The following is a 26097-nucleotide window of genomic DNA, read 5'->3' on the forward strand; positions in this document are numbered from 1 at the left end:
GCTCGTCTGTTACCTGCCGCCACGGCCACCGACACCGGCGGTTCGATCCGCCAACCGGCCGCGTTCACCAACCTCACCGGTTTGAAACCGACCTACGGTCGCGTTTCCCGCTGGGGCATGATTGCCTATGCCTCCAGTCTTGATCAGGGCGGCCCTCTGGCACGCACGGCTGAAGACTGCGCAATATTGTTACAAGGCATGGCAGGCTTCGATCCGCAGGACTCCACCAGCATCGACGAACCTGTGCCGGACTACAGCGCCAGCCTGAATACCTCGATCAAAGGCCTGCGCATTGGCGTGCCAAAAGAGTATTTCAGCGCCGGCCTCGACCCGCGCATTGCCGAACTGGTGCACAACAGCGTCAAGGCGCTGGAAAAGCTCGGCGCCGTGATCAAGGAAATCAGCCTGCCGAACAACCAGCACGCGATTCCTGCCTACTACGTGATCGCCCCGGCAGAAGCGTCCTCCAACCTGTCGCGTTTCGACGGCGTGCGTTTCGGCTACCGCTGCGAAAACCCGAAAGACCTCACCGACCTTTACAAGCGCTCCCGTGGCGAAGGTTTCGGTGTGGAAGTACAACGCCGGATCATGGTCGGTGCCTACGCCCTGTCGGCCGGTTACTACGACGCGTACTACCTCAAGGCGCAAAAGATCCGTCGCCTGATCAAGAACGACTTCATGGCTGCCTTTAATGAAGTCGACGTGATCCTCGGCCCAACCACGCCAAACCCGGCCTGGAAGATCGGCGCCAAGACCGGCGACCCGATCGCCGAGTACCTGGAAGACCTGTACACCATCACCGCCAACCTCGCGGGGCTGCCGGGATTGTCCATGCCTGCAGGTTTCGTCGACGGTTTGCCGGTAGGCGTGCAGCTGCTCGCCCCGTATTTCCAGGAAGGCCGCCTGCTCAATGTGGCGCACCAGTACCAGTTGAACACTGACTGGCACACTCGCACCCCTACCGGCTTCTGAGGAGAACACTATGCAATGGGAAGTCGTGATCGGGCTGGAGATTCATACCCAGCTCGCCACCCAATCGAAGATTTTCTCCGGTAGCGCCACCACGTTCGGCTCCGAGCCCAACACCCAGGCCAGCCTCGTAGACCTGGGCATGCCCGGCGTGCTGCCGGTGCTGAACCAGGAAGCGGTGCGCATGGCGGTGATGTTCGGCCTCGCAATCGATGCCGAAATCGGCCAGCACAACGTGTTCGCCCGTAAAAACTACTTCTACCCGGACCTGCCCAAGGGCTACCAGATCAGCCAGATGGAATTGCCGATCGTCGGCAAGGGCTACCTGGACATCCCGCTGGAAGACGGCACCATCAAACGCGTCGGCGTGACCCGTGCGCACCTGGAAGAAGATGCCGGCAAGAGCCTGCACGAAGAATTCAACGGCGCCACCGGCATCGACCTGAACCGCGCCGGCACCCCGTTGCTGGAGATCGTGTCCGAGCCGGACATGCGCAGCGCCAAGGAAGCCGTGGCCTACGTCAAGACGATCCACGCGCTGGTGCGTTACCTGGGCATTTGCGACGGCAACATGGCCGAAGGCTCCCTGCGTTGCGACTGCAACGTGTCGGTGCGACCAAAAGGCCAGGCCGAGTACGGCACTCGCTGCGAGATCAAGAACGTCAACTCGTTCCGATTCATCGAGAAGGCGATCAACACTGAAGTGCGTCGCCAGATCGAGCTGATCGAAGACGGCGGCAAGGTGATCCAGCAGACGCGCCTGTACGACCCGAACAAAGACGAAACCCGCGCCATGCGCAGCAAAGAGGAAGCCAACGACTACCGTTACTTCCCCGACCCGGACCTGTTGCCGGTGGTCATCGAGGACTCGTTCCTGGCTGACGTGCGCGCCACCCTGCCGGAATTGCCGCCGCAAAAGCGCGAGCGCTTCCAGGAGCAGTTCGGCCTTTCGGTGTATGACGCCAGCGTCCTGGCTTCGAGCCGCGAGCAAGCCAACTACTTCGAAAAAGTCGTGAGCATTGCCGGCGACGCCAAACTGGCGGCCAACTGGGTGATGGTTGAGCTGGGCAGCCTGTTGAACAAACAGGGCCTGGAAATCGACGAAGCACCGGTGTCCGCCGAGCAGTTGGGCGGCATGTTGCTGCGGATCAAGGACAACACCATCTCCGGCAAAATCGCCAAGACCGTGTTTGAAGCCATGGCCGCAGGCGAAGGCAACGCTGACGAGATCATCGAGAAGCGCGGCCTGAAGCAAGTCACCGACAGCGGCGCGATTTCGGCCGTGCTTGACGAGATGCTGGCAGCCAACGCCGAACAGGTTGAACAATACCGTGCGGCGGATGAAGCCAAGCGCGGCAAAATGTTCGGCTTCTTTGTCGGCCAGGCGATGAAAGCCTCCAAAGGCAAGGCCAACCCGCAACAGGTCAACGAACTGCTGAAAAGCAAGCTCGAAGGCTGATCGCGGTCGCCTCACTGCGGGAGCCGGCTTGTGTGGGAGCTGGCTTGCCTGCGATAGCATCACCTCGGTGCACCTGAAAGACCGAGGCGCTTGCATCGCGGGCAAGCCCGGCTCCCACATAAGCCGGTTTCCACATCACTTTCGGGGACACCTTGAATGAAGCGTCTACTCGGCCTGCTGGCCCTGTTCTCACTGCTTACCGGCTGCGCCAGCGGCCTCATCGACCCCAACGGCTACGACGAAACCGGCACCGCCTCCTACTACGGCGCCAAACACCACGGCAACCGAACTGCCAGCGGTGAACCGTTCAACCAGAATGCCCTGACCGCCGCCCATCGTCGCCTGCCCTTCGGCACGCAGGTGAAGGTCACCAACCTCGACAACAACAAAAGCGTCGTTGTCCGCATCAACGACCGCGGCCCGCACACCCGTGGGCGCCTGATCGACCTTTCACGCAAAGCCGCCGAACAGCTCGGTATGATCAGCAACGGCACCGCGCGTGTTCGCGTGCAAGCCCTCAGCAATTGACCCACGGAGCCCAGGCCATTTTCGGATTAACCGCCCTCTCGCTCTTTAGCGTGATCGAACTGATCAGCGGCCTGCTGCTGTTGATCGTCGGCGCCGAAGTCCTGGTGCGCGCCGCCGTGCGCCTGGCAGCCAGCCTCAAGGTGCGGCCGCTGATCATCGGCCTGAGCATCGTTGCCTTCGGCAGCAGCGCGCCGCAAATGGCGATCAGCCTGCAAGCCACCCTGGCCGATAACACCGACATCGCCGTGGGCAGCGTGATCGGCAGCAGTATCTTCAATACCCTGGTAACCCTTGGCCTGTCGGCCCTGATCATCCCGCTGCGGGTCTCGCGGCAACTGGTGCGCCTGGACATCCCGGTGATGATTCTCGCCAGCCTGCTGGTGTTTGTGCTCGCCGCCAATGAAGAGCTGACGCCGGTCGACGGCCTGTTGCTGCTGGTGGCCCTGGTGGCCTACCTCGGCGTGCTGCTCTACCAGACCCGCCACTCCCGCCGCCCCCGTACCCGGGACATTGTGGTGCAGGCGCCGTGGCTGAGCAGCGTGCTGCTGATGCTTGGCGGGCTGCTGATCCTGGTCCTCGCCGGGCACCTGCTGCTGGGCGCCGCGGTGGACGTGGCCGAGGACCTCGGGCTGTCGGAGCGCATCATCGGCCTGACGCTGATTGGCGTCGGCACTTCCCTGCCGTGCCTCGCTACCTCGTTGATCGCCGCCCTGCGCGGCCAGCGGGAAATTGCCGTAGGCAACGTGATCGGCAGCAACCTGTTCAACTTGCTCGGGGTGCTGGGCTTTACCGCCCTGGTGGCGCCTTCGCCGCTGTCGGTGTCGCCCAACGCGCTGGATTTTGACCTGCCAGTGATGCTTGGCGTGGTCGCGTTGTGCCTGCCGGTGTTCTATTCGGGCTACCGCGTCACCCGGGCCGAAGGCCTGGTGTTCCTGGGCCTGTACCTGGTGTACGGGCTGCATGTGGTGTCGTTCACCTTCGGCATGCCGCTGGCCAACAAGCTTGAACAACTGATGCTGTATTACGTCCTGCCAGCGCTGGTGGCTTTCCTGTTGTTCACCTCGCTGCGAGCCTGGCGCCGCCAACACAAGAGGGAATCGCAATGACCGAACAGAAAAAGCCCGGCGTTGAAATGCGCCGCCAGGTAATGGGTGATGTGTTTGTCGATCGGGCGCTGGGCAACGCCACCGAGTTCAGCCAGCCGCTGCAGGATTTCGTCAACGAGCATGCCTGGGGCAGCGTGTGGAATCGTGAAGGGTTGCCGCTGAAAACCCGCAGCCTGATCACCCTCGCCGCCTTGACCGCCCTCAAGTGCCCGCAGGAACTCAAGGGCCATGTGCGCGGCGCGCTGAACAATGGATGCACCGTGGAGGAGATTCGCGAGGCGCTGCTGCATTGCGCGGTGTACGCCGGTGTGCCAGCAGCGATTGATGCCTTCCGTGCCGCGCAGGAAGTGATCGACAGTTACCAGAAAGGCGTTTAAATCCAGCCGCCTGCCTGCAACACGAAAATCCCGATATTCGTGGTCACCGCCGCCATCAAGGTGGTGATCACGATAATCGCGGCCGCCAGCTCATGATTGCCCTCCGCCGCCCGCGCCATCACAAAACTGGCCGCCGCCGTGGGTGCGCCGAAGTACAGGAACAGAATCCCCAACTCCGGCCCACGGAACCCCAGCAGCCACGCCCCAAGGGTGGCCAGCACCGGCAGCCAGACCATCTTCATCAGGCTGGCACTCAGGGCCATGTCACCGCTTTTGCGCAACGCCGCCAACGACAGGGTGCCGCCGATACAGATCAGCGCCAGTGGCAAGGTCATGTCCGCCAGGTACTGCCCGGAAGACTCCAGCCAGCCGGGCAGGCCAATCTGGAAATACGCGAAGGGCGCCGCCGCGATCACGCTGATGATCAACGGGTTGGCCAGCACGCTCTTGAAGATGCTCCAGGGGTCGGACTTGATCACCGGGCTGTACACCGCCAGCACAATGGTCGACAGGGTGTTGTAGAACAGGATCACCAGCGCTGCGAGCACCGCGCCGAGGGAAATCCCGTAGTCGCCATACATGCTGGCCGCCAGGGCGAGGCCGATCACGCCGTTGTTGCCGCGAAACGCACCTTGGGCGTAGATGCCGCGATCTTCCCGCGGGCAACGAAAGATCGCCCAGCCCCAGGCCAGGGCGAAGCTCAGCAACGTGGCCACGGCGAAGTAGATCAACAGCCCGGGTTTGAGGGCTGAATGCAGGTCGGCGTGGAGAATCCCGAGGAACAGCAAGGCCGGCATGGTGACGTTGAACACCAGGGCCGAGGCGATGTGGATAAAGTTGTCGTTGATCCAGTTGATGCGCTTGAGCAGGACGCCCAGGAACAGCATGGCAAACACCGGCGCGGTGATGTTCAGGGTTTGTAGGAAAATTGCCAGCATGCCGGGGAGAACCTTGGGTGGGCGTCGGTAGGTGGCTAATGATAAGCCACCTGGCACGGGTTCGTCTGGAGCACACCGATCAAATGTGGGAGCTGGCTTGCCTGCGATGGCGTCGGTACAGCAAACATCATTGTTGACTGACCTACCGCTATCGCAGGCAAGCCAGCTCCCACACAGTGCACATCTGTCTCAGGTGATCGGCGCCGGGTTGAACAAAGTGATGTCATTGTGCAGCTTGTGCTGCTCCGCCCAGGTCTGCTTCTTGCCGCTGGCCACGTCCAGGTAGAAGTGGAACAACTCCCAACCCAGCTCCTCGATCGTCGCCCGCCCGGTGGCGATCCGCCCGGCATCGATATCAATCAGGTCCGGCCAGCGCTGCGCCAGCTCGGTGCGCGTCGAGACCTTCACCACCGGCGCCATCGCCAGCCCATACGGCGTACCACGCCCGGTGGTGAACACATGCAGGTTCATCCCCGCCGCCAACTGCAACGTACCGCACACAAAATCACTGGCGGGCGTCGCGCAAAAAATCAGGCCCTTGCGATTGAACCGTTCACCCGGGCCAAGCACGCCATTGATCGCACTGCTGCCCGACTTGACGATAGAGCCCAGCGACTTCTCGACAATATTCGACAACCCGCCCTTCTTGTTGCCCGGCGTGGTGTTGGCGCTGCGATCCGCCTCGCCCTTGGCCAGGTAGCGATCGTACCAGTCCATTTCCCGCACCAGCTCCCGGGCCACGTCCTGGTTCTGTGCACGGGACGTCAGCAGGTAGATCGCATCGCGCACTTCGGTTACCTCGGAAAACATCACCGTCGCGCCCGCCCGCAGCAGCAAATCCGAGGCATAACCCAGCGCCGGGTTGGCGGTAATCCCTGAGAATGCATCGCTGCCGCCGCACTGCATGCCGAGGATCAACTCCGACGCCGGTACGGTTTCCCGCCGGCGCTGGTCGAGTTTCTTCAGGCGGGTTTCGGCCAATTCCATGATCTGTTCGATCATTTCGGTAAAGCCGTGGCTGGAGTCCTGCAACCGGTACAGCCAGGGCTCACTCAGGTCTACCGAGCGGTCGTTGTCGTGCATCACCTGCCCGGCCTGCAATTTCTCGCAACCGAGGCTGATCACCAGGGCCTCACCGCCCAGGTTCGGGTTGCGCGCCAGGTTACGCACGGTGCGAATCGGGATGTAGGCGTCGGTGGCGGTAATCGCCACGCCGCAGCCGTAGCTGTGGGTCAGCGCGACCACGTCATCGACGTTCGGATACTTGGGCAGCAGCTCGTCCTTGATGCGCTTCACCGCGTGGTCCAGCACGCCCGTGACGCACTGCACCGTGGTGGTGATGCCAAGGATATTGCGCGTGCCGACCGTACCGTCGGCGTTGCGATAACCTTCGAAGGTAAACCCTTCCAGCGGCGCCTGCGCCTCGGGCACCTCGGTGGACAGCGGCAAGCTGTCCAGGGGCGGCGCCGTGGGCATGCGCAGTTGATCTTCCTGAACCCAACTGCCGCGGGGAATCGGGCGCAAGGCATACCCGATGGTCTGCCCGTAGCGAATGATCCGACCGCCTTCGGGGATGTCTTCCAGGGTCACCTTGTGGCTTTGGGGAATGAAATCCACCGTCACCAGGCCGTCGGGAAACTCGGTCCCCGCCGGTACGCCCTGGTCGTTGACCACAATCACCACGTTATCCAGCGCGTGCAAACGGATGGAGCGTGGCGAATCGGCATGTTCAATCAACTGCATGACGCGGGCCCCTTCAGGAATGCGCTTGGGAAAGTTTAGTCAGCTCAGGGCCGTTGGCCGGCGGCTCTTTGAGCACCACACGCTTGATCGGGCCGACAATCACCAGGTAGCTGAATACAGCCAGCAATGCGTTGGCCCCCACAAACACCAGCGCCCATTTGAAGGAACCGGTGGTGCTGATGATGTAGCCAATCACGATCGGTGTGCTGATGGACGCCAGGTTGCCGAACATATTGAACAAACCACCGCTCAAGCCAGCGATTTGTTTCGGCGAGGTGTCGGACACCACCGCCCAACCCAGTGCGCCAACGCCTTTACCGAAGAAGGCCAGGGCCATGAAGCCCACCACCATCCATTCAATGTCCACGTAGTTGCACGCGACGATGCTGCTGGAAATCAGCAAGCCGCCAATGATCGGCGCCTTGCGGGCGAAGGTCAGGGAATGGCCTTTACGCAGCAGGTAGTCGGAAATCACCCCGCCCAATACGCCGCCGATAAAACCGCAGATCGCGGGCAACGAAGCGATGAAGCCGGCCTTGAGGATGGTCATGCCGCGCTCCTGAACCAGGTACACCGGGAACCAGGTCAGGAAGAAATAGGTGATGCCGTTGATGCAGTACTGGCCCAAGTACACGCCGAGCATCATGCGGTTGGTCAACAACTGACGGATGTAATCCCATTTCGGCCCGTCGGTTTTCTTGCCTTTGCCCTTGTCCTGGTCCATGTCGACCATCGCGCCGTTGGCAGCGATGTGCTGGAACTCGGCTTCGTTGATCATCGGGTGCTGGCGCGGGCTGTGGATAACTTTCAGCCAGATCAGCGAGAACACGATGCCGATGCCGCCCATCACCACAAACACGTGCTGCCAGCCGAAGGTGTAGACGATCCAGCCCATCAGCGGTGCGAACAACACGGTGGCGAAGTACTGCGCCGAGTTGAAGATCGCCGAGGCAGTGCCGCGTTCAGCGGTAGGAAACCACGCCGCCACAATGCGGGCATTTCCGGGGAAGGATGGCGCTTCGGCCAGGCCCACCAGGAACCGCAGCATGAACAGCGCAACGATGGCGGTGGAGACACCGAACTCACCGACATAGCCTTGCAGCACGGTGAACAGTGACCAGGTGAAAATGCTCAGGGCGTAGACCTTTTTCGAACCGAACCGGTCCAGCAGCCAGCCGCCGGGAATTTGCCCGGCCACGTAGGCCCAACCGAATGCGGAGAAGATATAGCCGAGGGTGACGGCGTCAATGCCGAGGTCTTTTTGCAGGCTGGAGCCGGCAATGGCAATGGTGGCACGGTCCGCGTAGTTGATTGTGGTCACCAGAAACAGCATGAGCAGGATCAAATAGCGGACGTGAGTCGGCTTGGTCGCTTGCATGAAGATGTACTCCCACTAATTATTTTTTTTGCGGGTAATCAAATTGTAAGCCTGTGGCGGGCACGGACCCGCCACAGTGCTGGCGTTACGAACCGATGTAGCTGGTTTTCACCACGGTGTAGAACTCTTGCGCATAGCGACCCTGCTCACGCGAACCGTAGGATGAACCCTTACGGCCACCGAATGGAACGTGGTAATCCACACCGGCAGTCGGCAGATTGACCATCACCATCCCGGCCTGGGAATGACGCTTGAAGTGGTTGGCGTACTTCAGCGATGTGGTGGCGATACCGGCCGACAGGCCGAACTCGGTGTCGTTGGCCATCGCCAGCGCCGCCTCGTAATCCGCCACGCGCACTACGTTGGCCACCGGGCCGAAGATCTCTTCACGGCTGATGCGCATCGCGGCTTCGCTGTCGGCAAACAGCGTCGGCGCGAGGAAGTAGCCTTCGGTGTCACACGTCACCAGCTCACCACCGCTGACCAGCCGGGCACCTTCGCTCTGGCCGATGTCGATGTATTTCAAGTCCTGGTCCAGCTGGGCCTGGGAAACCACCGGACCAATGTCGGTACCGGTTTTCAGCGCGTGGCCGACCTTGATCGACTTCATGCGCTCAGCCATGGCCGCGACGAACTGATCGTGAATCCCGGCGGTGACGATAAAGCGGCTGGAAGCGGTGCAACGCTGACCGGTGGAGTAGAACGCGCTCTGTACCGACAGCTCGACGGCTTGCTTGAGGTCGGCGTCGTCGAGAATGATCTGCGGGTTCTTGCCGCCCATTTCCAACTGCACCTTGGCCTGGCGCGACACGCAGCTGACAGCGATCTGACGCCCCACACCCACCGAGCCGGTGAAGCTGATGCCGTCGACTTTCGGGCTGTTGACCATGGCATCGCCGACCACACGGCCGCTGCCCATCACCAGGTTGAACACACCGGCGGGGAAGCCTGCACGGGAGATGATTTCGGCCAGGGCCCAGGCGCAACCCGGCACCAGTTCAGCCGGCTTGAGCACCACGCAGTTGCCGTAGGCCAGGGCCGGGGCGATCTTCCAGGCAGGAATCGCGATCGGGAAGTTCCACGGCGTGATCAGGCCAACCACGCCCAAGGCTTCGCGGGTCACTTCAACGTTGACGCCCGGGCGCACCGACGGCAGGTAGTCGCCGGACAGGCGCAGGCATTCACCGGCGAAGAATTTGAAGATGTTGCCGGCGCGGGTCACTTCGCCGATGGCTTCGGGCAGGGTCTTGCCCTCTTCCCGGGCCAACAGGGTGCCGAGCTCTTCGCGACGGGCAAGGATTTCAGTGCCGACTTTATCCAGGGAGTCATGACGCGCCTGGATGCCGGACGTGGACCACGCCGGGAATGCCGCGCGCGCAGTGTCGATAGCGGCATGCACTTGGGCGAGGTCAGCCTTGGCGTATTCGCCAATGACATCAGACAACTCAGACGGGTTGATATTGGCCGAGTAGTCGGCGCCGGCAACCCACTGGCCACCGATGTAGTTTTCAAAACGCTTGGCTTGGGACACGAATTCTCTCCTGACGCAAAAAGCCGCTGATTACTCAGCGGCCTTGGTGATGGGTTATTGCGCGCCTTGCTTGTCGATCAGCGCGGCCAGGGCTTCGTATTCTTCCGGCAGCAGATCGGTCAGCGGCGTACGCACGGGGCCTGCGTCATAGCCGACGATTTTCGCCCCGGCCTTGACGATGCTCACGGCGTAACCGGCCTTGCGGTTACGGATATCGAGGTACGGCAGGAAGAAGTCGTCGATGATCTTGCCGACGGTGGCGTGATCTTCCCGGGCAATGGCGTGGTAGAAATCCATCGCGGTTTTTGGAATGAAGTTGAACACCGCCGAGGAGTACACCGGCACGCCCAGGGCCTTGTAGGCAGCGGCGTAAACCTCTGCAGTCGGCAAGCCGCCCAGGTAGCTGAAACGGTCACCAAGGCGGCGGCGGATCGACACCATCAATTCGATGTCACCCAGGCCGTCCTTGTAGCCGATCAGGTTCGGGCAGCGCTCGGCCAGGCGTTCCAGCAGCGGCGCGGTCAGGCGGCAGACGTTGCGGTTGTAGACCACAACGCCGATCTTGACCGACTTGCACACCGCTTCAACGTGGGCGGCAACCCCGTCCTGGCTGGCTTCGGTCAGGTAGTGCGGCAGCAGCAGCAGGCCTTTGGCGCCCAGACGCTCGGCTTCCTGGGCGTACTCGATAGCCTGGCGAGTGGCACCGCCGACACCGGCAAGAATCGGTACGCTGGTGGCGCAGGTATCCACCGCGGTTTTCACCACTTGCGAATATTCGCTGGCCGCCAGGGAGAAAAACTCACCGGTGCCGCCAGCGGCGAACAAGGCGGTGGCGCCGTAAGGGGCCAGCCATTCCAGACGCTTGATGTAGCCCGCCTGGTGGAAATCACCCTGGGCGTTGAAATCGGTCACCGGGAAAGACAGCAGACCGTGAGAGAGGATGGACTTCAGTTCTTGTGGATTCATTATTCGAACACCCTGGGCGAAGACTTTCTGTTGTGAGATTACGGATGGTTATCTTGATGTCGTACGTCATCGTACAACTATAAAAATATTCGTCAACTGCAATTCATCGACCGTCTACCGGTTCGGGATTTGTACACGCCTGCCTTGACGTAGGAAATTTCTCCTCTATGCTCGCTTTAGCTGTATATACATACAGTTATTACGGAAGATTCCTACGACATAGCAAGGAGCTAACATGTCAGGTCTTGAACTCGCTGCACCTGAAAAAAACCCGCCCACCCTGCGTTTTGAAGGGGGTGAACACACCGCCATCGGCGACGACACCCTGTTGCGCTTCGTCAAGGATGCCCGGGCGATTCCCGCCCGGCAGGTCGAATTGCACCTGCCCAACGGCCTTGCCCTGCGCTATGGCCAGATCATCGCCCTGGGCGGCGATTTCTATGGCATTCCCGGGCGCCCCATCAACGAAGGCACATCGCCCGCTGATCGCGTGCAGCGCTTTACCGATGCGTTCAACTCGCTGGCGGTACTCCCGGCATCACGGGAGGAAGCGGGCAAAATCCTGGCGGTGATGCAAAAGGAGATCAACGCGGTCAACCAGGCGATCAAGGACGGCAAGCAACCCCACGAGGCCTATGACGCGTTGGGTGACACGTTGTCGGAAGAATGGAACCGCATCACCGGCGGCGGCAGTGCCGTGTCGGCGCTGGTTCCCCTGGGGCGTTACCTGAAACTGGCGGCAGACAATGCCGACCACTTCGGCGAGTGGGCGTTGGCGGCCTACCTGGCGGGCCATACTGCGGCGCTGCAACAAGCAGTTGTGGCCCATCAGACCGGTACCGACCAGGCGCTGGAACTGGCCTACGCGATGAACAGCTTTGCTGATCACTTTTTGACCGACCTGTTTTCTGCCGGCCACCTGCGGGTTCCGCGCAAACAACTGGCGGCAGTGGTGACACCGGGTGAACTGGGCTCGCTGATCAGCCGCTTCATGCACGATGAAGACAGCAAGTTCGGGCTCAATGTGCGCAACGCCCTGGGCGATCAGTGGCATGCCTACGGTGATAAACGTTATTTCGACAGTAACGACGCGGCCAACCGGGCGATGGTCAAACGTGCCGTGCAGGCTTCGGCCGACGAAATCTTCGAAACGTTTATCAGCGGCGTGGCGCCCTCCCCGGCCAATTTCAGGGCGCCGTTGTACGTGCCGGACCTGAACGCCGCGCAAAACCCGGCGAACAACTTTTCACCGCTGTTCAAGGCTGAAGGCGACAAGGTGTTGCGGCGCAAGGACGTCAACAACCTGAACGACAAGCAGTGGACCAACGACTGGTGGGGGTGGAGCACGTATCTGCTGCTGAAGGACTACAAGCCGAATCAGCCGGCCTGAAAGACATGAGTTAAGCCTTGTGCATTAACCTGTGGCGAGGGAGCTTGCTCCCGTTGGGCTGCGAAGCAACCCCCGCGAGAACACGGGGTTCTTTCAGAGAGAACTCGGGGGAATGGTTTTGGGGCCGCTGCGCGGCCCAACGGGAGCAAGCTCCCTCGCCACAATGAGCTTTCAAGCCTTCCAGGCTGGAATCAACCGCGCTGCGCTTCTGCCTCTTCATGGGCATGGCGCAGCCGCTCACGACTGTTGGTCAGGTGCAACCGCATGGCCGCCCGCGCCGCATCCGAGTCCTGGCGCGCGATTGCCTCATAGATCTCTTCGTGTTCACGGCTCAGGCGACTCATGTAGTGCTGCTGGTCATCATGGGCCAGGCGGGCCGAGTTCAGCCGCGTGCGCGGAATGATGCTGGTGCCCAGGTGGGTCATGATGTCGGTGAAGTAGCGGTTGCCGGTGGACAGGGCAATCTGCAGATGGAACTGGAAGTCCGACGCCACCGCATCACCGGCGTGGGCCGCGCTTTCGTTCAGGGCATCGAGGGCGGCGCGCATGCCAGCCAATTGCTCCTCGCTGCGACGCTGGGCGGCGAGCCCGGCAGACTCCACTTCCAGACTGATCCGCAGCTCAAGGATGGCCAGCACATCCCGCAGCGTCACCACGGTGGCCGGGTCGATGCGGAAGCCGCTGGGGCTTGGCGTGTCCAGCACAAAGGTGCCGATACCGTGACGGGTTTCCACCTGCCCCGCCGCCTGCAATCGCGAGATGGCTTCACGCACCACGGTGCGGCTGACCCCATGGGCGTCCATGATCGCCGACTCGGTGGGCAGTTTGTCGCCACGTTTGAGTTGGCCGTCGCGGATCTGCTCGGACAACACCGTGACCAATTCCTGGGCAAGGCTGCGGCGCTTGCGGGGAAGACGAGGGGCGGCGCTGGCGTTTTCCATGATGAATCATCTATCTCGGCGATCAGAAGTACGCATGATAGCCCATGGCGGTTGTACGATCACCGTTACGTCATGACTTTCATCTATAACCGCCGGGGTTTTCGCCAGGCAAAAAAATGCCCCGGCATTGCCGAGGCATTTTTAACACTGGCCCGAGGACCGGCGTTTTGTTACTTCACCACTTTCAGACTCGGCCGACCGCTTGGACGCGGTGGCTCGGAATCCGGCGGCGGTACATCATCTTCGCCTTCGAGCTCGATCGCTTCGTCTTCCTCAAGGGACGACTCCAGATCAAACACCATGCCCTGGCCGTTTTCCCGGGCGTAAATCCCGAGGATGGCGCCAATAGGCACGAACAGCGTATGCGGCACACCGCCGAAACGCCCTTCAAAGCTGACCGCTTCATTGTCCATGTGCAGGTGTCGCACAGCACTGGGTGAAACGTTCAGGACGATTTGTCCGTCACTGGCAAAACCTTGCGGTACCTGAACCGCAGGAAACTCGGAATTGACCAGCATGTGCGGGGTGCAATCGTTGTCCACTATCCACTCATAGAGCGCGCGGACCAGGTAAGGTCGACTGGAGTTCATCAACGGCTCCTTAAGCCTTAGCGCATATCGCGTTCGACACCAGACAGACTCGCCTGGAAAGCCTCACGCGCAAACTGGCGCTCCATGTAGTCAAGCAGCGGCTTGGCAGGCCGCGGCAATTCAATGCCCAAAATCGGCAAGCGCCAGAGTATGGGTAATAGGCAGCAATCCACCAGACTTTGTTCCTCGCTGAGGAAAAAAGGTTTGTCGGCAAATAACGGCGAAACACCGGTCAGGCTCTCGCGCAATTCCTTGCGCGCCTGAACCCGTGCCGCTTCTTTACTGCGTGAATCCAGAATCAGGTCCACCAGGCCACACCAGTCACGCTGGATCCGATGGATCAGCAGGCGGCTGTTGGCACGCGCCACCGGATACACCGGCAACAACGGTGGATGGGGATAACGCTCATCCAGGTATTCCATCACCACGGTTGACTCCCACAACGCCAGGTCACGATCGACCAGGGTGGGCAAGCTGCCGTAAGGGTTCACTTCGATCAGCTTCGGCGGATGACGCCCCGCCTCCACAGTAATGATCTCTGCGCTGACACCCTTCTCTGCGAGCACGATGCGTACTCGGTGGGAATAGTGGTCGGCGGGGTCGGAGTAACAGGCCAACCGATTGGTCACGCCCATGGCGGTCCTCCTCGCTTGTTGAAATTATCGGAAGCTCAAAAACGAGCGCGCCCAGTGAGCATCTCCGTGACGCCTGGATAAACCAGACTTACCTTCAGAGATGCCGCTGGGCGCGCAAGATTAACAGCAATTACTTACGGTTGGATCAATGCACATCCTTCCAGTATTCGCGTTTCAGCAGATAGGCGAACACGAAAAAGAAGGCCAGGTACAGCAACACATAGGTACCAATGCGCTGATGCTGCAGCTTCACTGGGTTGGCCGAGTAAGCCAGGAAGGTCACCAGATTCTTGACCTTCTCGTCGAACTGCTCTTCGTTCAGCGCGCCGGTCTTCGGCACTATGGTCAGCTGATCGCACGCTTCATGAGTCAAAGGCGTACCGGTGAGCGGATCATACTGCTTCTTGCCGTCTTCGACGATTTGTACTTGCTTGCATCCTACCACCTGGCGGCCTTGCAGGCCGACCAGAACGTTAGGCATACCGACGTTCGGGAACACTTTGTTGTTCACGCCGTAGGGACGCGTCGGGTCTTCGTAGAAGGATTTCAGGTAGCCATAGAGCCAATCGGTACCACGCACACGGGCCACCAGGGTCAGGTCGGGCGGTGCAGCCCCGAACCAGGTCTTGGCGTCGGCCGGTTGCATGCCAATGGTCATGTGGTCGCCGATCTTCGCACCAGTGAACACCGAGTGGCTGAGCATCACGTCATGGGGGATGCCCAGGTCATCGGCTACGCGCTCGTAACGCTGGAACTTGGCACTGTGGCAGCCCATGCAGTAGTTGGTGAACGTACGCAGCCCGTCCTGCATCGCAGCCTTGTCCGACACATCGATGTCGACTTTTTCCAGCTCTGGGCCGTGTTCAGCGGCGAAAGACAGCAGCGGCAAGGCCGCAAGAATGAATGCAACGAATAATTTTTTCATCAGCCAGTCACCCTTTCCGGTACCGGTTTGGTCTTCTCGAGCCGGGTGTAGAACGGCATCAGAATGAAGTAGGCGAAGTACAGGAAGGTGCAGACCTGCGACAGCAACGTACGCTCCGGGGTCGGCGCCAACACGCCCAGTACACCCAGGATCACGAACGCAATGCAGAACACCCACAGCCAGATCTTGCTCAGCCAGCCCTTGTAGCGCATGGACTTGACCGGGCTACGGTCGAGCCAGGGCAGCACGAACAGCACCGCAATCGCCGCGCCCATGGCGATAACGCCCATGAGTTTGTCGGGAATCGCCCGCAGGATCGCGTAGAACGGGGTGAAGTACCAGACCGGGGCAATGTGTTCCGGGGTCTTGAAGGCGTTCGCCTGTTCGAAGTTCGGTTTCTCGAGGAAATAACCGCCCATCTCCGGGAAAAAGAACACGATCGAGCAGAAGATGAACAGGAACACCACCACGCCGACGATATCTTTCACGGTGTAGTACGGGTGGAACGGAATGCCGTCCAGCGGTACGCCGTTTTCGTCCTTGTGCTTCTTGATGTCCACGCCGTCGGGGTTGTTCGAACCCACTTCGTGCAACGCCAGGATGTGCAGCACCACCAGGCCCAGAATCACGATCGGCAAGGCCACCACATGCAACGCGAAGAAGCGGTTCAGGGTGATCCCGGAGATCAGGTAGTCACCACGAATCCACTGGGTCAGGTCGTTGCCGATGACCGGGATCGCGCCGAACAGCGAGATGATCACCTGGGCGCCCCAGTAGGACATCTGGCCCCACGGCAGCAGGTAGCCCATGAAGGCCTCGGCCATCAGCGCCAGGTAGATCAGCATGCCGAACACCCACACCAGCTCGCGGGGCTTCTGGTAGGAACCGTAGAGCAGGCCACGGAACATGTGCATGTAGACGACGATGAAGAACGCCGAGGCGCCGGTAGAGTGCAGCAGACGCAGGATCGAGCCGTACTCGACGTCGCGCATGATGTATTCGACGGAGGCGAAGGCTTCTTCGGCCGACGGGGTGTAGCTCATCGTCAGCCAGACACCGGTAACGATCTGGTTGACCAGTACCAGAAGTGCCAGGGAGCCAAAGAAATAGAAGAAGTTGAAGTTCTTCGGTGCGTAGTACTTGCTGAGGTGGTCTTCCCACATTTTGGTCGCGGGGAAACGCGCATCCACCCAATCCATGAACTTGCTCATCAGGCTTTCTCCCCCTCGTCGACGCCAATGACAATGACACTGTCAGTCTCGTAGTGATGTGGCGGAACTGGCAGGTTCAGTGGTGCGGGTTGTGACTTGTAGACGCGGCCGGCGAGGTCGTAGTGAGAACCGTGGCACGGGCAGAAATAGCCCCCGACCCAGTCCTTGCCCAGGTCCGCGGGCGCCACTTCCGGGCGGAAGGTAGGAGAGCAACCCAAGTGGGTGCAGATACCGATCAGCAGCAGAATCTCCGGCTTGATCGAGCGAATTTCCTTATCGACGTAAGCGGGTTGGTCGGAATTCTTCGAGTCGGGGTCAGACAGTTGGCCCTCGATCTTCTTCAGATTTCCCAGGATTTCCTCGGTACGACGAACGATGAACACTGGCTGACCGCGCCACTCAGCAATCATTTGCTGGCCTGGATCGATCTTGCTGACATTCACCTTCACCGGTGCACCTGCGGCTTTCGCCTTGGCACTGGGAAACCATGACCCCACGAACGGGACCGCAGCCCCCACCGCTCCTGCAGCACCCACCACGGATGTGGCTGCTACCAAGAAGCGACGCCGGCCTGCATTCACGCCGTCATTGCTCATTCAGTCCTCTCCCATCAGCTTTGTGGCCTGTTAAATCAGGCGTCTACTAAGTGTTAAATCTGAACTTATAAAAATTTTGCCGAATGGTAATGAAAAGCCCCACGTCTGACAAGGTAATTACCCCCGGCACTGGCTCCAAGCCTTTGAGTATAGGGGCTCTACGGATGTGGCAAGTTGTCACAGAGATTTTTTTACATAAATAGCAGGCAATAAAAAACGCCCAGCTCCGTGAGGAGGCTGGGCGTTTTCTGGAACGTAAAAGCGAATTAACGCTTCGAGTACTGCGGACGCTTACGCGCTTTACGCAGACCAACTTTCTTACGTTCAACTTCACGAGCATCGCGAGTAACGAAGCCAGCTTTGCGCAGAGCGCCACGCAGGGTTTCGTCGTACTGCATCAGAGCGCGAGTGATACCGTGGCGGATTGCGCCAGCTTGACCACTTACACCGCCACCGATAACGGTGACGTAGATGTCGAACTTTTCAACGGTCTCGGTCAATTCCAGCGGCTGACGAACTACCATGCGGGCAGTTTCGCGACCGAAGAAATTTTCCAGAGTGCGGTTGTTGATCGAGATGTTACCAGTACCCGGACGCAGGAAAACGCGAGCGGTAGCGGTTTTGCGACGGCCAGTGCCGTAATTTTGAGTCGCCGACATAATGAACTATTCCGTTAAAACTTCAGTTCTTGGGGCTGCTGAGCAGCATGAGGGTGAGCAGCGCCCGCATAGACTTTCAGCTTGCGATACATGTCGCGACCCAGTGGGCCCTTCGGCAGCATACCTTTGACCGCGATTTCAATCGGGGCTTCAGGCTTTTTGGAGATCAGGCCTTCGAAGTTCGAAGACTTGATACCGCCTGGGAAACCGGAGTGACGGTAGTACATTTTGTCTTGCGCTTTGTTGCCGGTAACACGTACCTGCTCGGCGTTGATGATGACAATGTAGTCACCGGTATCAACGTGAGGGGTGTACTCAGGCTTGTGCTTGCCACGCAGACGGCTGGCGACTTCAGTGGCCAGACGACCCAGGGTCTGACCAGCGGCGTCGACGACAAACCAGTCGCGCTGAACTGTTTCTGGTTTTGCAGTAAAAGTTGTCATTCTTTAATAGCCTCAGGGGCCGCCCTGTAAATTAGACGGCGGATCTTACTGAATAGTGCGTACTTTGACAAGTCAAAGGCAGCCGGATACAGACGCTATCGGGGGCTCGGGTCGGCGCGTCCGTTCAACGGCAAGATTCTTCGGCAGGCGGCGCATCACTTCCACTGCAGAAAGAGGTGGGCAATTATGCAGATTGCCAAAAAAATTTCAACCTGCTTTTATGATTGTTTTCCCCGAAGGAGTACCCGATGGACTATCGACAGCTGGGCCGAACCGATCTGAACGTGAGCGCGATAGCCTTGGGCACCATGACCTGGGGCGAGCAGAACAGCGAGGCAGAGGCCTTCGCACAGATCGAACGGGCCAAGGCCGCGGGGATCAACTTCCTCGACACCGCGGAAATGTACCCGGTACCGCCCAAGGCCGACACCTACGCCACCACCGAGCGCTACATCGGTAATTACTTCAAAAGCCGTGGCGACCGTGCCGATTGGATCCTCGCCAGCAAGATCGCCGGCCCCGGCAACACCATCGACTACATCCGCGATGGCAACCTCAAGCACAACCGCAAGCACATCGCCGAAGCCCTGGACGCGAGCCTCAAGCGCCTGCAAACCGACTGGATCGACCTCTACCAGCTGCACTGGCCCGAGCGCAGCACCAACTTTTTCGGCCAACTGGGCTACAAGCACAAGGCTGAAGAAGACCTGACCCCGCTGGAAGAAACCCTCGAAGCCCTGGATGAGCAGGTCAAGGCCGGCAAGATCCGCCACATCGGCCTGTCCAACGAAACCCCGTGGGGCACCATGAAGTTCCTGGCCCTGGCCGAAGCCCGCGGCTGGACCCGCGCGGTGTCGATCCAGAACCCCTACAACCTGCTCAACCGCAGCTTTGAAGTGGGCCTGGCGGAAATCGCCATCCGTGAACAATGTGGATTGCTGGCCTATTCGCCCCTGGCCTTCGGCATGCTCAGCGGCAAATACGAAGGTGGCGCACGCCCGGCCAAGGGCCGCCTGAGCCTCTACAGCCGCTTCAGCCGCTACTTCAACGCCCAGTCGGAAGCAGCCTGCAGCCGCTATGTAGCATTGGCCCGCGAGCACGGCCTGGATCCAGCGCAGATGGCATTGGCGTTTGTGACACAACAGCCGTTCGTGACCAGCAACATCATTGGCGCCACGACCCTGGAGCAACTGGATAGCAACATCGCCAGCGCCGACCTGAAACTGTCGGATGAGGTGCTGGCGGGGATTGAGGCGATCCAGAAGGATCATCCGAATCCTGCGCCGTGATTGATCCTGTGGTGAGGGGGCTTGTCCCCCGTTGGGCTGCGAAGCGGCCCTGAAACCTGCCACCTCGGCTGGCCTGAAAGAATGAGGTGGCTTATTGGGGCTGCTGCGCAGCCCAACGGGGGACAAGCCCCCTCGCCACATGAATCTCTCTGCGCCGTCAAAGCGCCCGCGCAATAATCTCCTTCATGATCTCGTTCGTCCCCGCATAAATCCGCTGCACCCGCGCATCCGCCCACGCCCGGGCAATCGGGTATTCCCACATAAACCCGTACCCCCCGTGCAACTGCACGCACTCATCCAGCACCTTGCACTGCAAGTCCGTGGCCCAGTATTTGGCCATCGCCGCCGTGGGCACATCGAGCTTGCCTTCCAGGTGCAGCTCCATGCACTTGTCGACAAACACCCGGCCAATCTGGGTTTCCGTGGCGATTTCCGCGAGCTTGAAACGGGTGTTCTGGAAGTCGATGATCGCCTTGCCGAACGCCTTGCGGTCGCGGGTGTACTCCAACGTCCATTGCAACGCCGCCTCGGCTGAAGACAGCGCGCCAATCGCCACCGTCAAGCGCTCCTGGGGCAACTCCTGCATCAGATAGGCAAAGCCCATCCCGGCCTGCCCCAGCAGGTTTTCCTTGGGTACACGCACATCCTGGAAGAACAGCTCCGAGGTGTCCTGAGCCTTCATCCCGACCTTCTCCAGGCGCTTGCCCTTGTCGAAGCCCGGCGTGTTGGCCTCCACCAGGAACAGGCTGGTGCCCTTGGCGCCGGCCTTGGGGTCGGTCTTGGCGACGACAATCACCAGGTCCGCCAGGTAGCCGTTGGTGATGAACGTCTTGGAGCCGTTGATCACGTATTCATCACCGTCCAGCACCGCCGTGGTCTTGACCCCTTGCAGGTCCGACCCGGCACCCGGCTCGGTCATGGCGATGGCCGTGACCATCTCCCCGGAGATCAGCTTGGGCAGGTATTTGTGCTTCAGCGCCTCACTGCCGTAATGCAGGATGTAAGGCGCGACGATGTCCGAATGCAGGGAGAAACCAATCCCGGTCAGCCCCAGCCGGCTGATCTCTTCGATCACCACCGCGCTGTAGAGAAAGTCCGCCCCGAGGCCGCCGTACTCTTCCGGCAAGTGCGAGCAAAGCATCCCCGCCTCCCCCGCCTTGTTCCACAGGTTGCGGTCAATGTAACCCTGCTTTTCCCATTGCCCGTGGAACGGCGCCGCGTCTTTTTCGAGGAAGGTGCGCACGCTCTGGCGGAAGAGTTCGTGCTCCGAGCTGAACAAGGTTCTGGGAATCATGGGTCACCTGCGTGAATTGTCGGACAAGACCGGGATCACAGAGCCTAAGCCGCGAAGGCGTCACGGGACACTGGACACATGCGACAAAAAATAAGACGATCCAGCCGTCTGGTGACCACTTTCCCCTATAAGAATAAATGAAATTATGTCTAACCAAATCTCCACGCCCTTGCGGCGCGTCAGCATTTTGGCCATTGATCGGGTATTCGCTTCAACCCTCATGCAAGCCAAGGATTTTTTCCATCTCGCCAGCCTGCGCTACGGTAAACAGCTGGGCCAGGGCCTCACACCGGCGTTTGAAACCCGCCTGGTCAGCCCTGACGGGCAATCGGTGCGCAGTTTCAGCGACGTGATCATGCCGGTGGACGGCGGCCTCGAAAACGCCGACATCATCGTGCTCCCGGCCTTCTGGGACGACTTCGACTCACTGTGCCAACGCTACCCCCAAGTACTGCCCTGGCTGCGCGAGCAACATACCCGTGGCGCCGTGCTCTGCGGCGAAGCCACCGGGGTGTTCTGGCTCGCCGAGGCCGGCTTGCTGGACGGTAAGGAGGCGACCACCTACTGGCGCTTCTTCAACGCCTTCAGCGAACGCTTTCCCAAGGTGCAACTGAACCAGGACAAGCACCTGACCGACGCCGACAACCTGTACTGCGCCGGCGGCACCACCTCGGCCTGCGACCTCTACATCTACCTGATCGAGCGCTTCTGCGGCGCCAACATCGCCCAGGCGGTAGCCCGCGACATCCTTTATGAAGTGCAACGCAGCTATGCGCCGGGGCGTATCGGTTTTGGCGGCCAGAAGCTGCATCAGGACGTGATCATCCTGCAGATCCAGCATTGGCTCGAAGAACACTTCGCCGACAAGTTCCGCTTCGAAGACGTGGCCCGGGAGCACGGCATGAGCATCCGCAACTTCATGCGCCGCTTCCAGACCGCCACCGGCGACAAGCCGCTGCATTACCTGCAACGCCTGCGCATCGAGACGGCCAAGGGCTTGCTGTCTGGCAGTCGCAAAAGCATCAAGACCATCAGTTACGAAGTGGGTTACGACGACGCGAGCTTCTTTGCGCGGCTGTTCCGGCAACACACCGAGTTGTCACCCAACCAGTACCGCCAGCAATTCCAGCAGGCGGCGTAAAAAAAAGGCCCGCATCGCTGCGGGCCTTTTTCATTTCGAGCACATCGCTTACGGCTTGTGCGCCCGCGACAGGAACTCGTGGGACTGCATTTCCAGCAAGCGGCTCAAGGTCCGTTGGAATTCGAAGTTCAAGCGACCGCCGGTGTAGAGATCCTTGAGCTCGACTTCCGCCGAGATGATCAGCTTGACGTTACGGTCGTAGAATTCGTCGACCATGTTGATAAAGCGCCGCGCGATGTCGTCGGTGGTGACGCTCATCTGCTCGACGCCGCTCAGAATCACCGCGTGGAAGATCTTGCCCAGTTCGATGTAGTCGTTCTGGCTGCGGGGGCCGTCGCACAGTTCGCGGAATTCGAACCAGGCCACGTCATCGCAGGTGCGCAACGCAATGATTTCGCGGTTTTCGATGATCAACTTGTCGTTTTCGATCGCCTGGGTGCATTCCGGCGTCAGCGCGCGGAAGCTTTTGCGCAGGCTTTCCTGGGCCACTTCGTTGAGCGGGTAGTGGAACAGTTCGGCTTGCTCAAGGTGACGCAGGCGGTAGTCGACGCCGCTGTCGACGTTGACGATGTCGGTGTTCTGCTTGATCAGGGCAATGGCCGGCAGGAAGCGCGCACGTTGCAGGCCGTCCTTGTACAGGCCGTCGGGCACGATGTTCGAGGTGGCGACCAGGGTCACGCCGTTCTTGAACAGCTCTTCCATCAGGGTGCCGAGGATCATCGCGTCGGTGATGTCGGACACGAAGAACTCATCGAAACAGATCACCCGGGCTTCTTCCGAGAAGCGCTTGGCGATGATGGTCAGCGGGTTCTTCTCGCCCGGCAGGGTCTTCATCTCTTCGTGCACGCGCTTCATGAAGCGGTGAAAGTGAGTACGGACCTTTTCCTTGAACGGCAGCGCTTCAAAGAAGGTATCGACCAGGTAAGTCTTGCCCCGGCCAACACCACCCCAGAAGTACAGGCCCTTGACCGGCGTGTGGTCTTTCTTGCCAAACAACTTGCTGAACATACCCGGCTTGTTCTGCGAGGCCTGGACCAGATCGTCGTACAGGCGTTGCAAATGGCGCACCGCAGTTTCCTGGGCAGCGTCATGGAAGAATTCCGGGCGTTTCAGATCAGCTTGATATCGTTCTAGGGGCGTCATAATTCGTTAGCAAGGCAACAAAAACGGGCCGCCACTGTAACGACGGCCCTGAAGAATGGCAATCAACCCTTGGTCGGGTCAATCCTCGAGTGGGGTCAACGCAACGCGCAAGGCTTCAATCGCCGCATCCCGCGAGGCGCTGTCGGCGAACGCCGGGCTATCGGCGACGACTTCACCGTCCAGCCACACGCTGAAGCTCGAGGCTTCACTGCGTACATCCAGCGCCTGACCCGACTGCAGCTGCTTGGTCACCGCGCCGGCGGCTTTACCGTCGGCAAAGTTGCGCGACAACAGCAGTTGCTCGCCTTCGGCCGCCAGCAAACGGAAGCGGAAGCTGCCGTCGTCTTCGCGGAAGCTGACAAAACGCGCGGCTTTCGCAGCTTTCTTCTTGGTGGTGGCGGCAACGGCGACCGGGTTGACGAACGAACGCAGGCCCACCGCTTCACGCAGCTCGGCCAGGAACGGTGCCGCCACGGCACGGGCCTTGTGGGCGCCGATCAGCAGCAGGTCTTCCATGTCCGAAGGGCGCGACATCAGTTGGTGGTAACGCTCACGCGCCTCACCCAGTTGGCCGTCCAGCAATTGGAACAGACGGTTCTTCGCCTCGCCCCAGCCCAGGCCTTGCAGCAGTTCGCCGCGGAACTCTTCTTCCTGGGCTTTGGTGGCAAATGCCTGGTACAGGGTGAACAGGTGGGAGTTGTCCGGATCTTTCGCTTCGCCGGGCGCGCGGGAGTCGGTGACGATGCGCGAGATCGCGTCCTTCATGTCCTTGGCGCTGGTGAACAACGGGATGGTGTTGTCGTAGCTCTTCGACATCTTGCGGCCATCCAGGCCCGGCAAGGTGGCGACGCTTTCTTCGATCAACGCCTCGGGCATGGTGAAGAATTCCTTGCCATTGCCGAACAGGTGGTTGAAGCGCTGGCCGATGTCCCGGGCCATTTCCACGTGCTGGATCTGGTCACGACCGACCGGCACCTTATGGGCGTTGAACATCAGGATGTCCGCCGCCATCAGCACCGGGTAGCTGTACAGGCCCATGGTGATGCCCGCATCCGGGTCTTCGCCGTTTTCCAGGTTCTTGTCCACCGAGGCCTTGTAGGCGTGCGCACGGTTGAGCAGGCCCTTGGCCGCCACGCAGGTCAGCAGCCAGGTCAGCTCGGGGATTTCCGGGATGTCGGACTGGCGATAGAACGTCACGCGGTTCACATCCAGGCCACCGGCCAGCCAGGTCGCAGCGATTTCCATGCGCGAGCGCTGGATACGCTGCGGGTCATCGCACTTGATCAGGGCGTGGTAGTCGGCCAGGAAGTAAAAGGAGTCGGCATTGGCGTCCTGGCTGGCAAGGATCGCCGGGCGAATCGCGCCGGCGTAGTTGCCCAGGTGCGGCGTGCCGGTGGTGGTGATGCCGGTGAGGATGCGGGTACGGGTCGTCATGGGTGATCGCTTTTCATCAATTCGAAAGACGTGGCAGCACAAGATCCTTGAGATCGGTCAGCTTGCCATGAAAAAAGTGTCCGCATTCTGCCACTTTCAGCAGTTCATGGGGGCGATTCAGGGCGGCGGACCAGTCGTAGACCAGCTGCGGGTCGACCACTTCGTCGGTTTCCGGTTGGATCACGGTCAATGGGCAGCCCTGTGGCAACACGTCGTTATCCCGCAGGCGCATCACCGCCGCGGCCACCATGAACAGGTGGGCGAGTTTTTCGCCCTTGGCTTCCAGGCGGCCGCCGAGGGTGCCTGCCACAAACCCGCCGAAGGAAAACCCCAGCAGGGTGATCGGCAGGTCGGAATGCTTTTCACGCAGCCAGGTGGCGGCGGCTTCGGCGTCGTCGACTTCACCGGTGCCCATATCGTGCGTACCGGCGCTGGCGCCGACACCGCGATAATTGAATCGCAATGTGATCAAGCCGGCATCGCGCGCAGTGCGTTGCAGGGTCGATACGACTTTGTTGAGCATGGTGCCGCCCTGCACCGGGTTAGGGTGGCAGATCAGCGCCAGGCCACGTGGCTCGGGGTGATCCAGATACAGGGCTTCCAGTTGGCCTACCGGGCCATCGATCAAAACGGGGGTTTCACGCATCAGCAAGGAAGGAACTCCGTGACCTCTCAAGGGGTCGACTCGTCTAGCTAAAAGTCTGTGCATGGCATCATTGCGAGCTTAATCGCGGTATACAGCGCAGGTCCGAGCCGTTAACGTAAAGCAAAGCCGTTTATAGAGGAAGGACTCGTGGAACACTCGCTCTTAGTTTGGTTGTTGCCGACTCTCGCCTTGGTTGCCGGTGTCGCCATTGGATTCCTGGTTGCCCGCCTGCTGCCGAATGCCGCGCCTAACCGCACGCAACGTCAGCTGGATGACATTCAGGAACGTTTTGACAGTTATCAGAACGAGGTTGTTACCCACTTCAACAGCACCGCGACCCTGGTGAAAAAGCTCACTCAGAGCTACCAGGAAGTACAGGATCATCTCGCCGAGGGTGCCAACCGCCTGGCCCTGGACGACATCACCCGCCAGCGTCTGCTGGCCGCGCTGCATTCCGATGCACCGCAAGCGCCACGGGAACGCCTGACCCCACCCCGGGAAAATCAGGAACCGCCACGGGACTACGCGCCAAAAACGCCAAACGCCCCGGGGATGCTGGATGAGCATTACGGCTTGAAGAAGTAATACGTTTTCAAGCGACATGAAAAAGCCCGGCTGATCGATGATCAGCCGGGCTTTTTTTGTTTGGCTTCGTTGGATGGAGTGAGTACATATCCGTTGCTGCGGTCAGGGCTGCTATGGGTTCCGCCCTTACGGCGGGTCACTTTTGAAAGGAGCCCAAAAGTAACCAAAAGGCTCTTGCCC

26 protein-coding genes are annotated in these 26097 nt (G+C 60.3%); 9 read left to right on the forward strand and 17 right to left on the reverse strand.

Annotation, left to right across the window (positions count from 1 at the left end):
* From MUM_RS0113960 to MUM_RS0113980, 5 genes are all read left to right on the forward strand, one after another.
* A partial coding sequence (locus MUM_RS0113960; protein WP_010170721.1) for an amidase family protein occupies positions 1-972 on the forward strand: 972 nt, incomplete at its 5' end.
* Between the two features lie 10 nt (positions 973-982).
* Positions 983-2428: an Asp-tRNA(Asn)/Glu-tRNA(Gln) amidotransferase subunit GatB gene (gene gatB / locus MUM_RS0113965; RefSeq protein ID WP_010170723.1), complete on the forward strand. Its 1446-nt coding sequence runs from the start codon at positions 983-985 to the stop codon at positions 2426-2428.
* Positions 2429-2584: 156 nt separating this feature from the next.
* Positions 2585-2956 carry a septal ring lytic transglycosylase RlpA family protein gene (locus MUM_RS0113970; protein WP_010170725.1) on the forward strand — a complete coding sequence of 124 codons (372 nt, stop codon included), beginning with the start codon at positions 2585-2587 and terminating at the stop codon, positions 2954-2956.
* Between the two features lie 50 nt (positions 2957-3006).
* Positions 3007-4062, forward strand: a complete 1056-nt coding sequence (locus MUM_RS0113975) for a calcium/sodium antiporter (RefSeq protein ID WP_010170727.1) — start codon at positions 3007-3009, stop codon at positions 4060-4062.
* Complete coding sequence (locus MUM_RS0113980) at positions 4059-4439, forward strand: carboxymuconolactone decarboxylase family protein (protein WP_010170728.1); 381 nt, start codon at positions 4059-4061, stop codon at positions 4437-4439. Before MUM_RS0113975 ends, MUM_RS0113980 begins: the two co-directional genes overlap by 4 nt.
* Here the strand turns inward: MUM_RS0113980 and MUM_RS0113985 are convergent.
* From MUM_RS0113985 to kdgD, 5 genes are all read right to left on the reverse strand, one after another.
* Positions 4436-5377: an AEC family transporter gene (locus MUM_RS0113985; protein WP_010170731.1), complete on the reverse strand. Its 942-nt coding sequence runs from the start codon at positions 5375-5377 to the stop codon at positions 4436-4438. The genes MUM_RS0113980 and MUM_RS0113985 overlap by 4 nt on opposite strands.
* A 189-nt stretch (positions 5378-5566) precedes the next feature.
* Positions 5567-7120 carry a galactarate dehydratase gene (garD, locus tag MUM_RS0113990; RefSeq protein WP_010170733.1) on the reverse strand — a complete coding sequence of 518 codons (1554 nt, stop codon included), beginning with the start codon at positions 7118-7120 and terminating at the stop codon, positions 5567-5569.
* A 13-nt stretch (positions 7121-7133) separates the two neighbouring features.
* Complete coding sequence (locus MUM_RS0113995) at positions 7134-8498, reverse strand: MFS transporter (RefSeq protein WP_010170736.1); 1365 nt, start codon at positions 8496-8498, stop codon at positions 7134-7136.
* An 85-nt stretch (positions 8499-8583) separates the two neighbouring features.
* Positions 8584-10029, reverse strand: a complete 1446-nt coding sequence (locus MUM_RS0114000) for an aldehyde dehydrogenase family protein (RefSeq protein ID WP_010170738.1) — start codon at positions 10027-10029, stop codon at positions 8584-8586.
* A gap of 54 nt (positions 10030-10083) precedes the next feature.
* Positions 10084-10995 carry a 5-dehydro-4-deoxyglucarate dehydratase gene (gene kdgD, locus MUM_RS0114005; RefSeq protein ID WP_003216058.1) on the reverse strand — a complete coding sequence of 304 codons (912 nt, stop codon included), beginning with the start codon at positions 10993-10995 and terminating at the stop codon, positions 10084-10086.
* A 235-nt stretch (positions 10996-11230) separates the two neighbouring features.
* Between kdgD and MUM_RS0114010 the strand changes: the two genes are divergently transcribed.
* The gene (locus MUM_RS0114010; protein ID WP_010170741.1) at positions 11231-12385 is read left to right on the forward strand and encodes a hypothetical protein; all 1155 of its coding nucleotides are present in this window, start codon (positions 11231-11233) and stop codon (positions 12383-12385) included.
* A gap of 191 nt (positions 12386-12576) precedes the next feature.
* Here MUM_RS0114010 and MUM_RS0114015 read toward each other — a convergent pair whose 3' ends face one another.
* The 8 genes from MUM_RS0114015 to rplM all read right to left on the reverse strand — a co-directional run bounded on the left by MUM_RS0114015 (position 12577) and on the right by rplM (position 18385).
* Positions 12577-13326 carry a FadR/GntR family transcriptional regulator gene (locus tag MUM_RS0114015; RefSeq protein WP_010170744.1) on the reverse strand — a complete coding sequence of 250 codons (750 nt, stop codon included), beginning with the start codon at positions 13324-13326 and terminating at the stop codon, positions 12577-12579.
* A 170-nt stretch (positions 13327-13496) separates the two neighbouring features.
* Complete coding sequence (locus tag MUM_RS0114020; protein WP_010170747.1) at positions 13497-13916, reverse strand: ClpXP protease specificity-enhancing factor; 420 nt, start codon at positions 13914-13916, stop codon at positions 13497-13499.
* A 17-nt stretch (positions 13917-13933) separates the two neighbouring features.
* Positions 13934-14551 (reverse strand): glutathione S-transferase N-terminal domain-containing protein, encoded by a 618-nt coding sequence (locus MUM_RS0114025; protein ID WP_010170749.1) that lies wholly within the window; start codon positions 14549-14551, stop codon positions 13934-13936.
* A 145-nt stretch (positions 14552-14696) separates the two neighbouring features.
* Positions 14697-15476 (reverse strand): cytochrome c1, encoded by a 780-nt coding sequence (locus MUM_RS0114030; protein ID WP_010170751.1) that lies wholly within the window; start codon positions 15474-15476, stop codon positions 14697-14699.
* Positions 15476-16687, reverse strand: a complete 1212-nt coding sequence (locus MUM_RS0114035) for a cytochrome b (protein WP_003216042.1) — start codon at positions 16685-16687, stop codon at positions 15476-15478. Before MUM_RS0114035 ends, MUM_RS0114030 begins: the two co-directional genes overlap by 1 nt.
* A complete protein-coding gene (gene petA, locus MUM_RS0114040; RefSeq protein ID WP_003216040.1) occupies positions 16687-17283 on the reverse strand; it encodes a ubiquinol-cytochrome c reductase iron-sulfur subunit in 597 nt (198 codons plus the stop codon). Before petA ends, MUM_RS0114035 begins: the two co-directional genes overlap by 1 nt.
* Positions 17284-17549: 266 nt before the next feature.
* Positions 17550-17942 (reverse strand): 30S ribosomal protein S9, encoded by a 393-nt coding sequence (gene rpsI / locus MUM_RS0114045; RefSeq protein ID WP_003216038.1) that lies wholly within the window; start codon positions 17940-17942, stop codon positions 17550-17552.
* A gap of 14 nt (positions 17943-17956) precedes the next feature.
* Positions 17957-18385: a 50S ribosomal protein L13 gene (rplM, locus tag MUM_RS0114050; protein ID WP_003216032.1), complete on the reverse strand. Its 429-nt coding sequence runs from the start codon at positions 18383-18385 to the stop codon at positions 17957-17959.
* Between the two features lie 248 nt (positions 18386-18633).
* Here rplM and MUM_RS0114055 point away from each other — a divergent pair, with 248 nt between their 5' ends.
* Positions 18634-19674 carry an NADP(H)-dependent aldo-keto reductase gene (locus tag MUM_RS0114055; protein WP_010170771.1) on the forward strand — a complete coding sequence of 347 codons (1041 nt, stop codon included), beginning with the start codon at positions 18634-18636 and terminating at the stop codon, positions 19672-19674.
* A 157-nt stretch (positions 19675-19831) separates the two neighbouring features.
* On the opposite strand, the gene MUM_RS0114060 is transcribed toward MUM_RS0114055, so the two are convergent.
* Positions 19832-20968 (reverse strand): acyl-CoA dehydrogenase family protein, encoded by a 1137-nt coding sequence (locus MUM_RS0114060; RefSeq protein ID WP_010170773.1) that lies wholly within the window; start codon positions 20966-20968, stop codon positions 19832-19834.
* A 220-nt stretch (positions 20969-21188) separates the two neighbouring features.
* Between MUM_RS0114060 and MUM_RS0114065 the strand changes: the two genes are divergently transcribed.
* Positions 21189-22109, forward strand: coding sequence for a GlxA family transcriptional regulator (locus tag MUM_RS0114065; RefSeq protein WP_177324999.1), 921 nt, complete (start codon positions 21189-21191; stop codon positions 22107-22109).
* 48 nt (positions 22110-22157) lie between these two features.
* On the opposite strand, the gene zapE is transcribed toward MUM_RS0114065, so the two are convergent.
* From zapE to MUM_RS0114080, 3 genes are all read right to left on the reverse strand, one after another.
* Positions 22158-23252, reverse strand: a complete 1095-nt coding sequence (gene zapE / locus MUM_RS0114070) for a cell division protein ZapE (RefSeq protein ID WP_003216025.1) — start codon at positions 23250-23252, stop codon at positions 22158-22160.
* Between the two features lie 78 nt (positions 23253-23330).
* Complete coding sequence (locus tag MUM_RS0114075; protein ID WP_010170777.1) at positions 23331-24686, reverse strand: tryptophan--tRNA ligase; 1356 nt, start codon at positions 24684-24686, stop codon at positions 23331-23333.
* A gap of 16 nt (positions 24687-24702) precedes the next feature.
* On the reverse strand, positions 24703-25332 hold the full coding sequence (locus MUM_RS0114080; RefSeq protein ID WP_029615886.1) for an alpha/beta hydrolase: 630 nt from the start codon (positions 25330-25332) through the stop codon (positions 24703-24705).
* Between the two features lie 147 nt (positions 25333-25479).
* Between MUM_RS0114080 and MUM_RS0114085 the strand changes: the two genes are divergently transcribed.
* Positions 25480-25917, forward strand: coding sequence for a YhcB family protein (locus MUM_RS0114085; protein WP_010170781.1), 438 nt, complete (start codon positions 25480-25482; stop codon positions 25915-25917).
* Positions 25918-26097: the final 180 nt, after the last annotated feature.

The sequence above is a fragment of the Pseudomonas sp. PAMC 25886 genome (genome assembly GCF_000242655.1).
Classification (GTDB): domain Bacteria; phylum Pseudomonadota; class Gammaproteobacteria; order Pseudomonadales; family Pseudomonadaceae; genus Aquipseudomonas.

Bases quoted from the DNA above. Each gene is read 5' to 3' on its own strand.
- gatB (WP_010170723.1), top strand. From the start codon at position 983: ATGCAATGGGAAGTCGTGATCGGGCTGGAGATTCATACCCAGCTCGCC.
- MUM_RS0113970 (WP_010170725.1), top strand. From the start codon at position 2,585: ATGAAGCGTCTACTCGGCCTGCTGGCCCTGTTCTCACTGCTTACCGGC.
- MUM_RS0113980 (WP_010170728.1), top strand. From the start codon at position 4,059: ATGACCGAACAGAAAAAGCCCGGCGTTGAAATGCGCCGCCAGGTAATG.
- MUM_RS0113985 (WP_010170731.1), bottom strand. From the start codon at position 5,377: ATGCTGGCAATTTTCCTACAAACCCTGAACATCACCGCGCCGGTGTTT.
- garD (WP_010170733.1), bottom strand. From the start codon at position 7,120: ATGCAGTTGATTGAACATGCCGATTCGCCACGCTCCATCCGTTTGCAC.
- MUM_RS0113995 (WP_010170736.1), bottom strand. From the start codon at position 8,498: ATGCAAGCGACCAAGCCGACTCACGTCCGCTATTTGATCCTGCTCATG.
- kdgD (WP_003216058.1), bottom strand. From the start codon at position 10,995: ATGAATCCACAAGAACTGAAGTCCATCCTCTCTCACGGTCTGCTGTCT.
- MUM_RS0114010 (WP_010170741.1), top strand. From the start codon at position 11,231: ATGTCAGGTCTTGAACTCGCTGCACCTGAAAAAAACCCGCCCACCCTG.
- MUM_RS0114015 (WP_010170744.1), bottom strand. From the start codon at position 13,326: ATGGAAAACGCCAGCGCCGCCCCTCGTCTTCCCCGCAAGCGCCGCAGC.
- MUM_RS0114020 (WP_010170747.1), bottom strand. From the start codon at position 13,916: ATGAACTCCAGTCGACCTTACCTGGTCCGCGCGCTCTATGAGTGGATA.
- MUM_RS0114025 (WP_010170749.1), bottom strand. From the start codon at position 14,551: ATGGGCGTGACCAATCGGTTGGCCTGTTACTCCGACCCCGCCGACCAC.
- MUM_RS0114030 (WP_010170751.1), bottom strand. From the start codon at position 15,476: ATGAAAAAATTATTCGTTGCATTCATTCTTGCGGCCTTGCCGCTGCTG.
- MUM_RS0114035 (WP_003216042.1), bottom strand. From the start codon at position 16,687: ATGAGCAAGTTCATGGATTGGGTGGATGCGCGTTTCCCCGCGACCAAA.
- petA (WP_003216040.1), bottom strand. From the start codon at position 17,283: ATGAGCAATGACGGCGTGAATGCAGGCCGGCGTCGCTTCTTGGTAGCA.
- rpsI (WP_003216038.1), bottom strand. From the start codon at position 17,942: ATGTCGGCGACTCAAAATTACGGCACTGGCCGTCGCAAAACCGCTACC.
- rplM (WP_003216032.1), bottom strand. From the start codon at position 18,385: ATGACAACTTTTACTGCAAAACCAGAAACAGTTCAGCGCGACTGGTTT.
- MUM_RS0114055 (WP_010170771.1), top strand. From the start codon at position 18,634: ATGGACTATCGACAGCTGGGCCGAACCGATCTGAACGTGAGCGCGATA.
- MUM_RS0114060 (WP_010170773.1), bottom strand. From the start codon at position 20,968: ATGATTCCCAGAACCTTGTTCAGCTCGGAGCACGAACTCTTCCGCCAG.
- MUM_RS0114065 (WP_177324999.1), top strand. From the start codon at position 21,189: ATGCAAGCCAAGGATTTTTTCCATCTCGCCAGCCTGCGCTACGGTAAA.
- zapE (WP_003216025.1), bottom strand. From the start codon at position 23,252: ATGACGCCCCTAGAACGATATCAAGCTGATCTGAAACGCCCGGAATTC.
- MUM_RS0114075 (WP_010170777.1), bottom strand. From the start codon at position 24,686: ATGACGACCCGTACCCGCATCCTCACCGGCATCACCACCACCGGCACG.
- MUM_RS0114080 (WP_029615886.1), bottom strand. From the start codon at position 25,332: ATGCGTGAAACCCCCGTTTTGATCGATGGCCCGGTAGGCCAACTGGAA.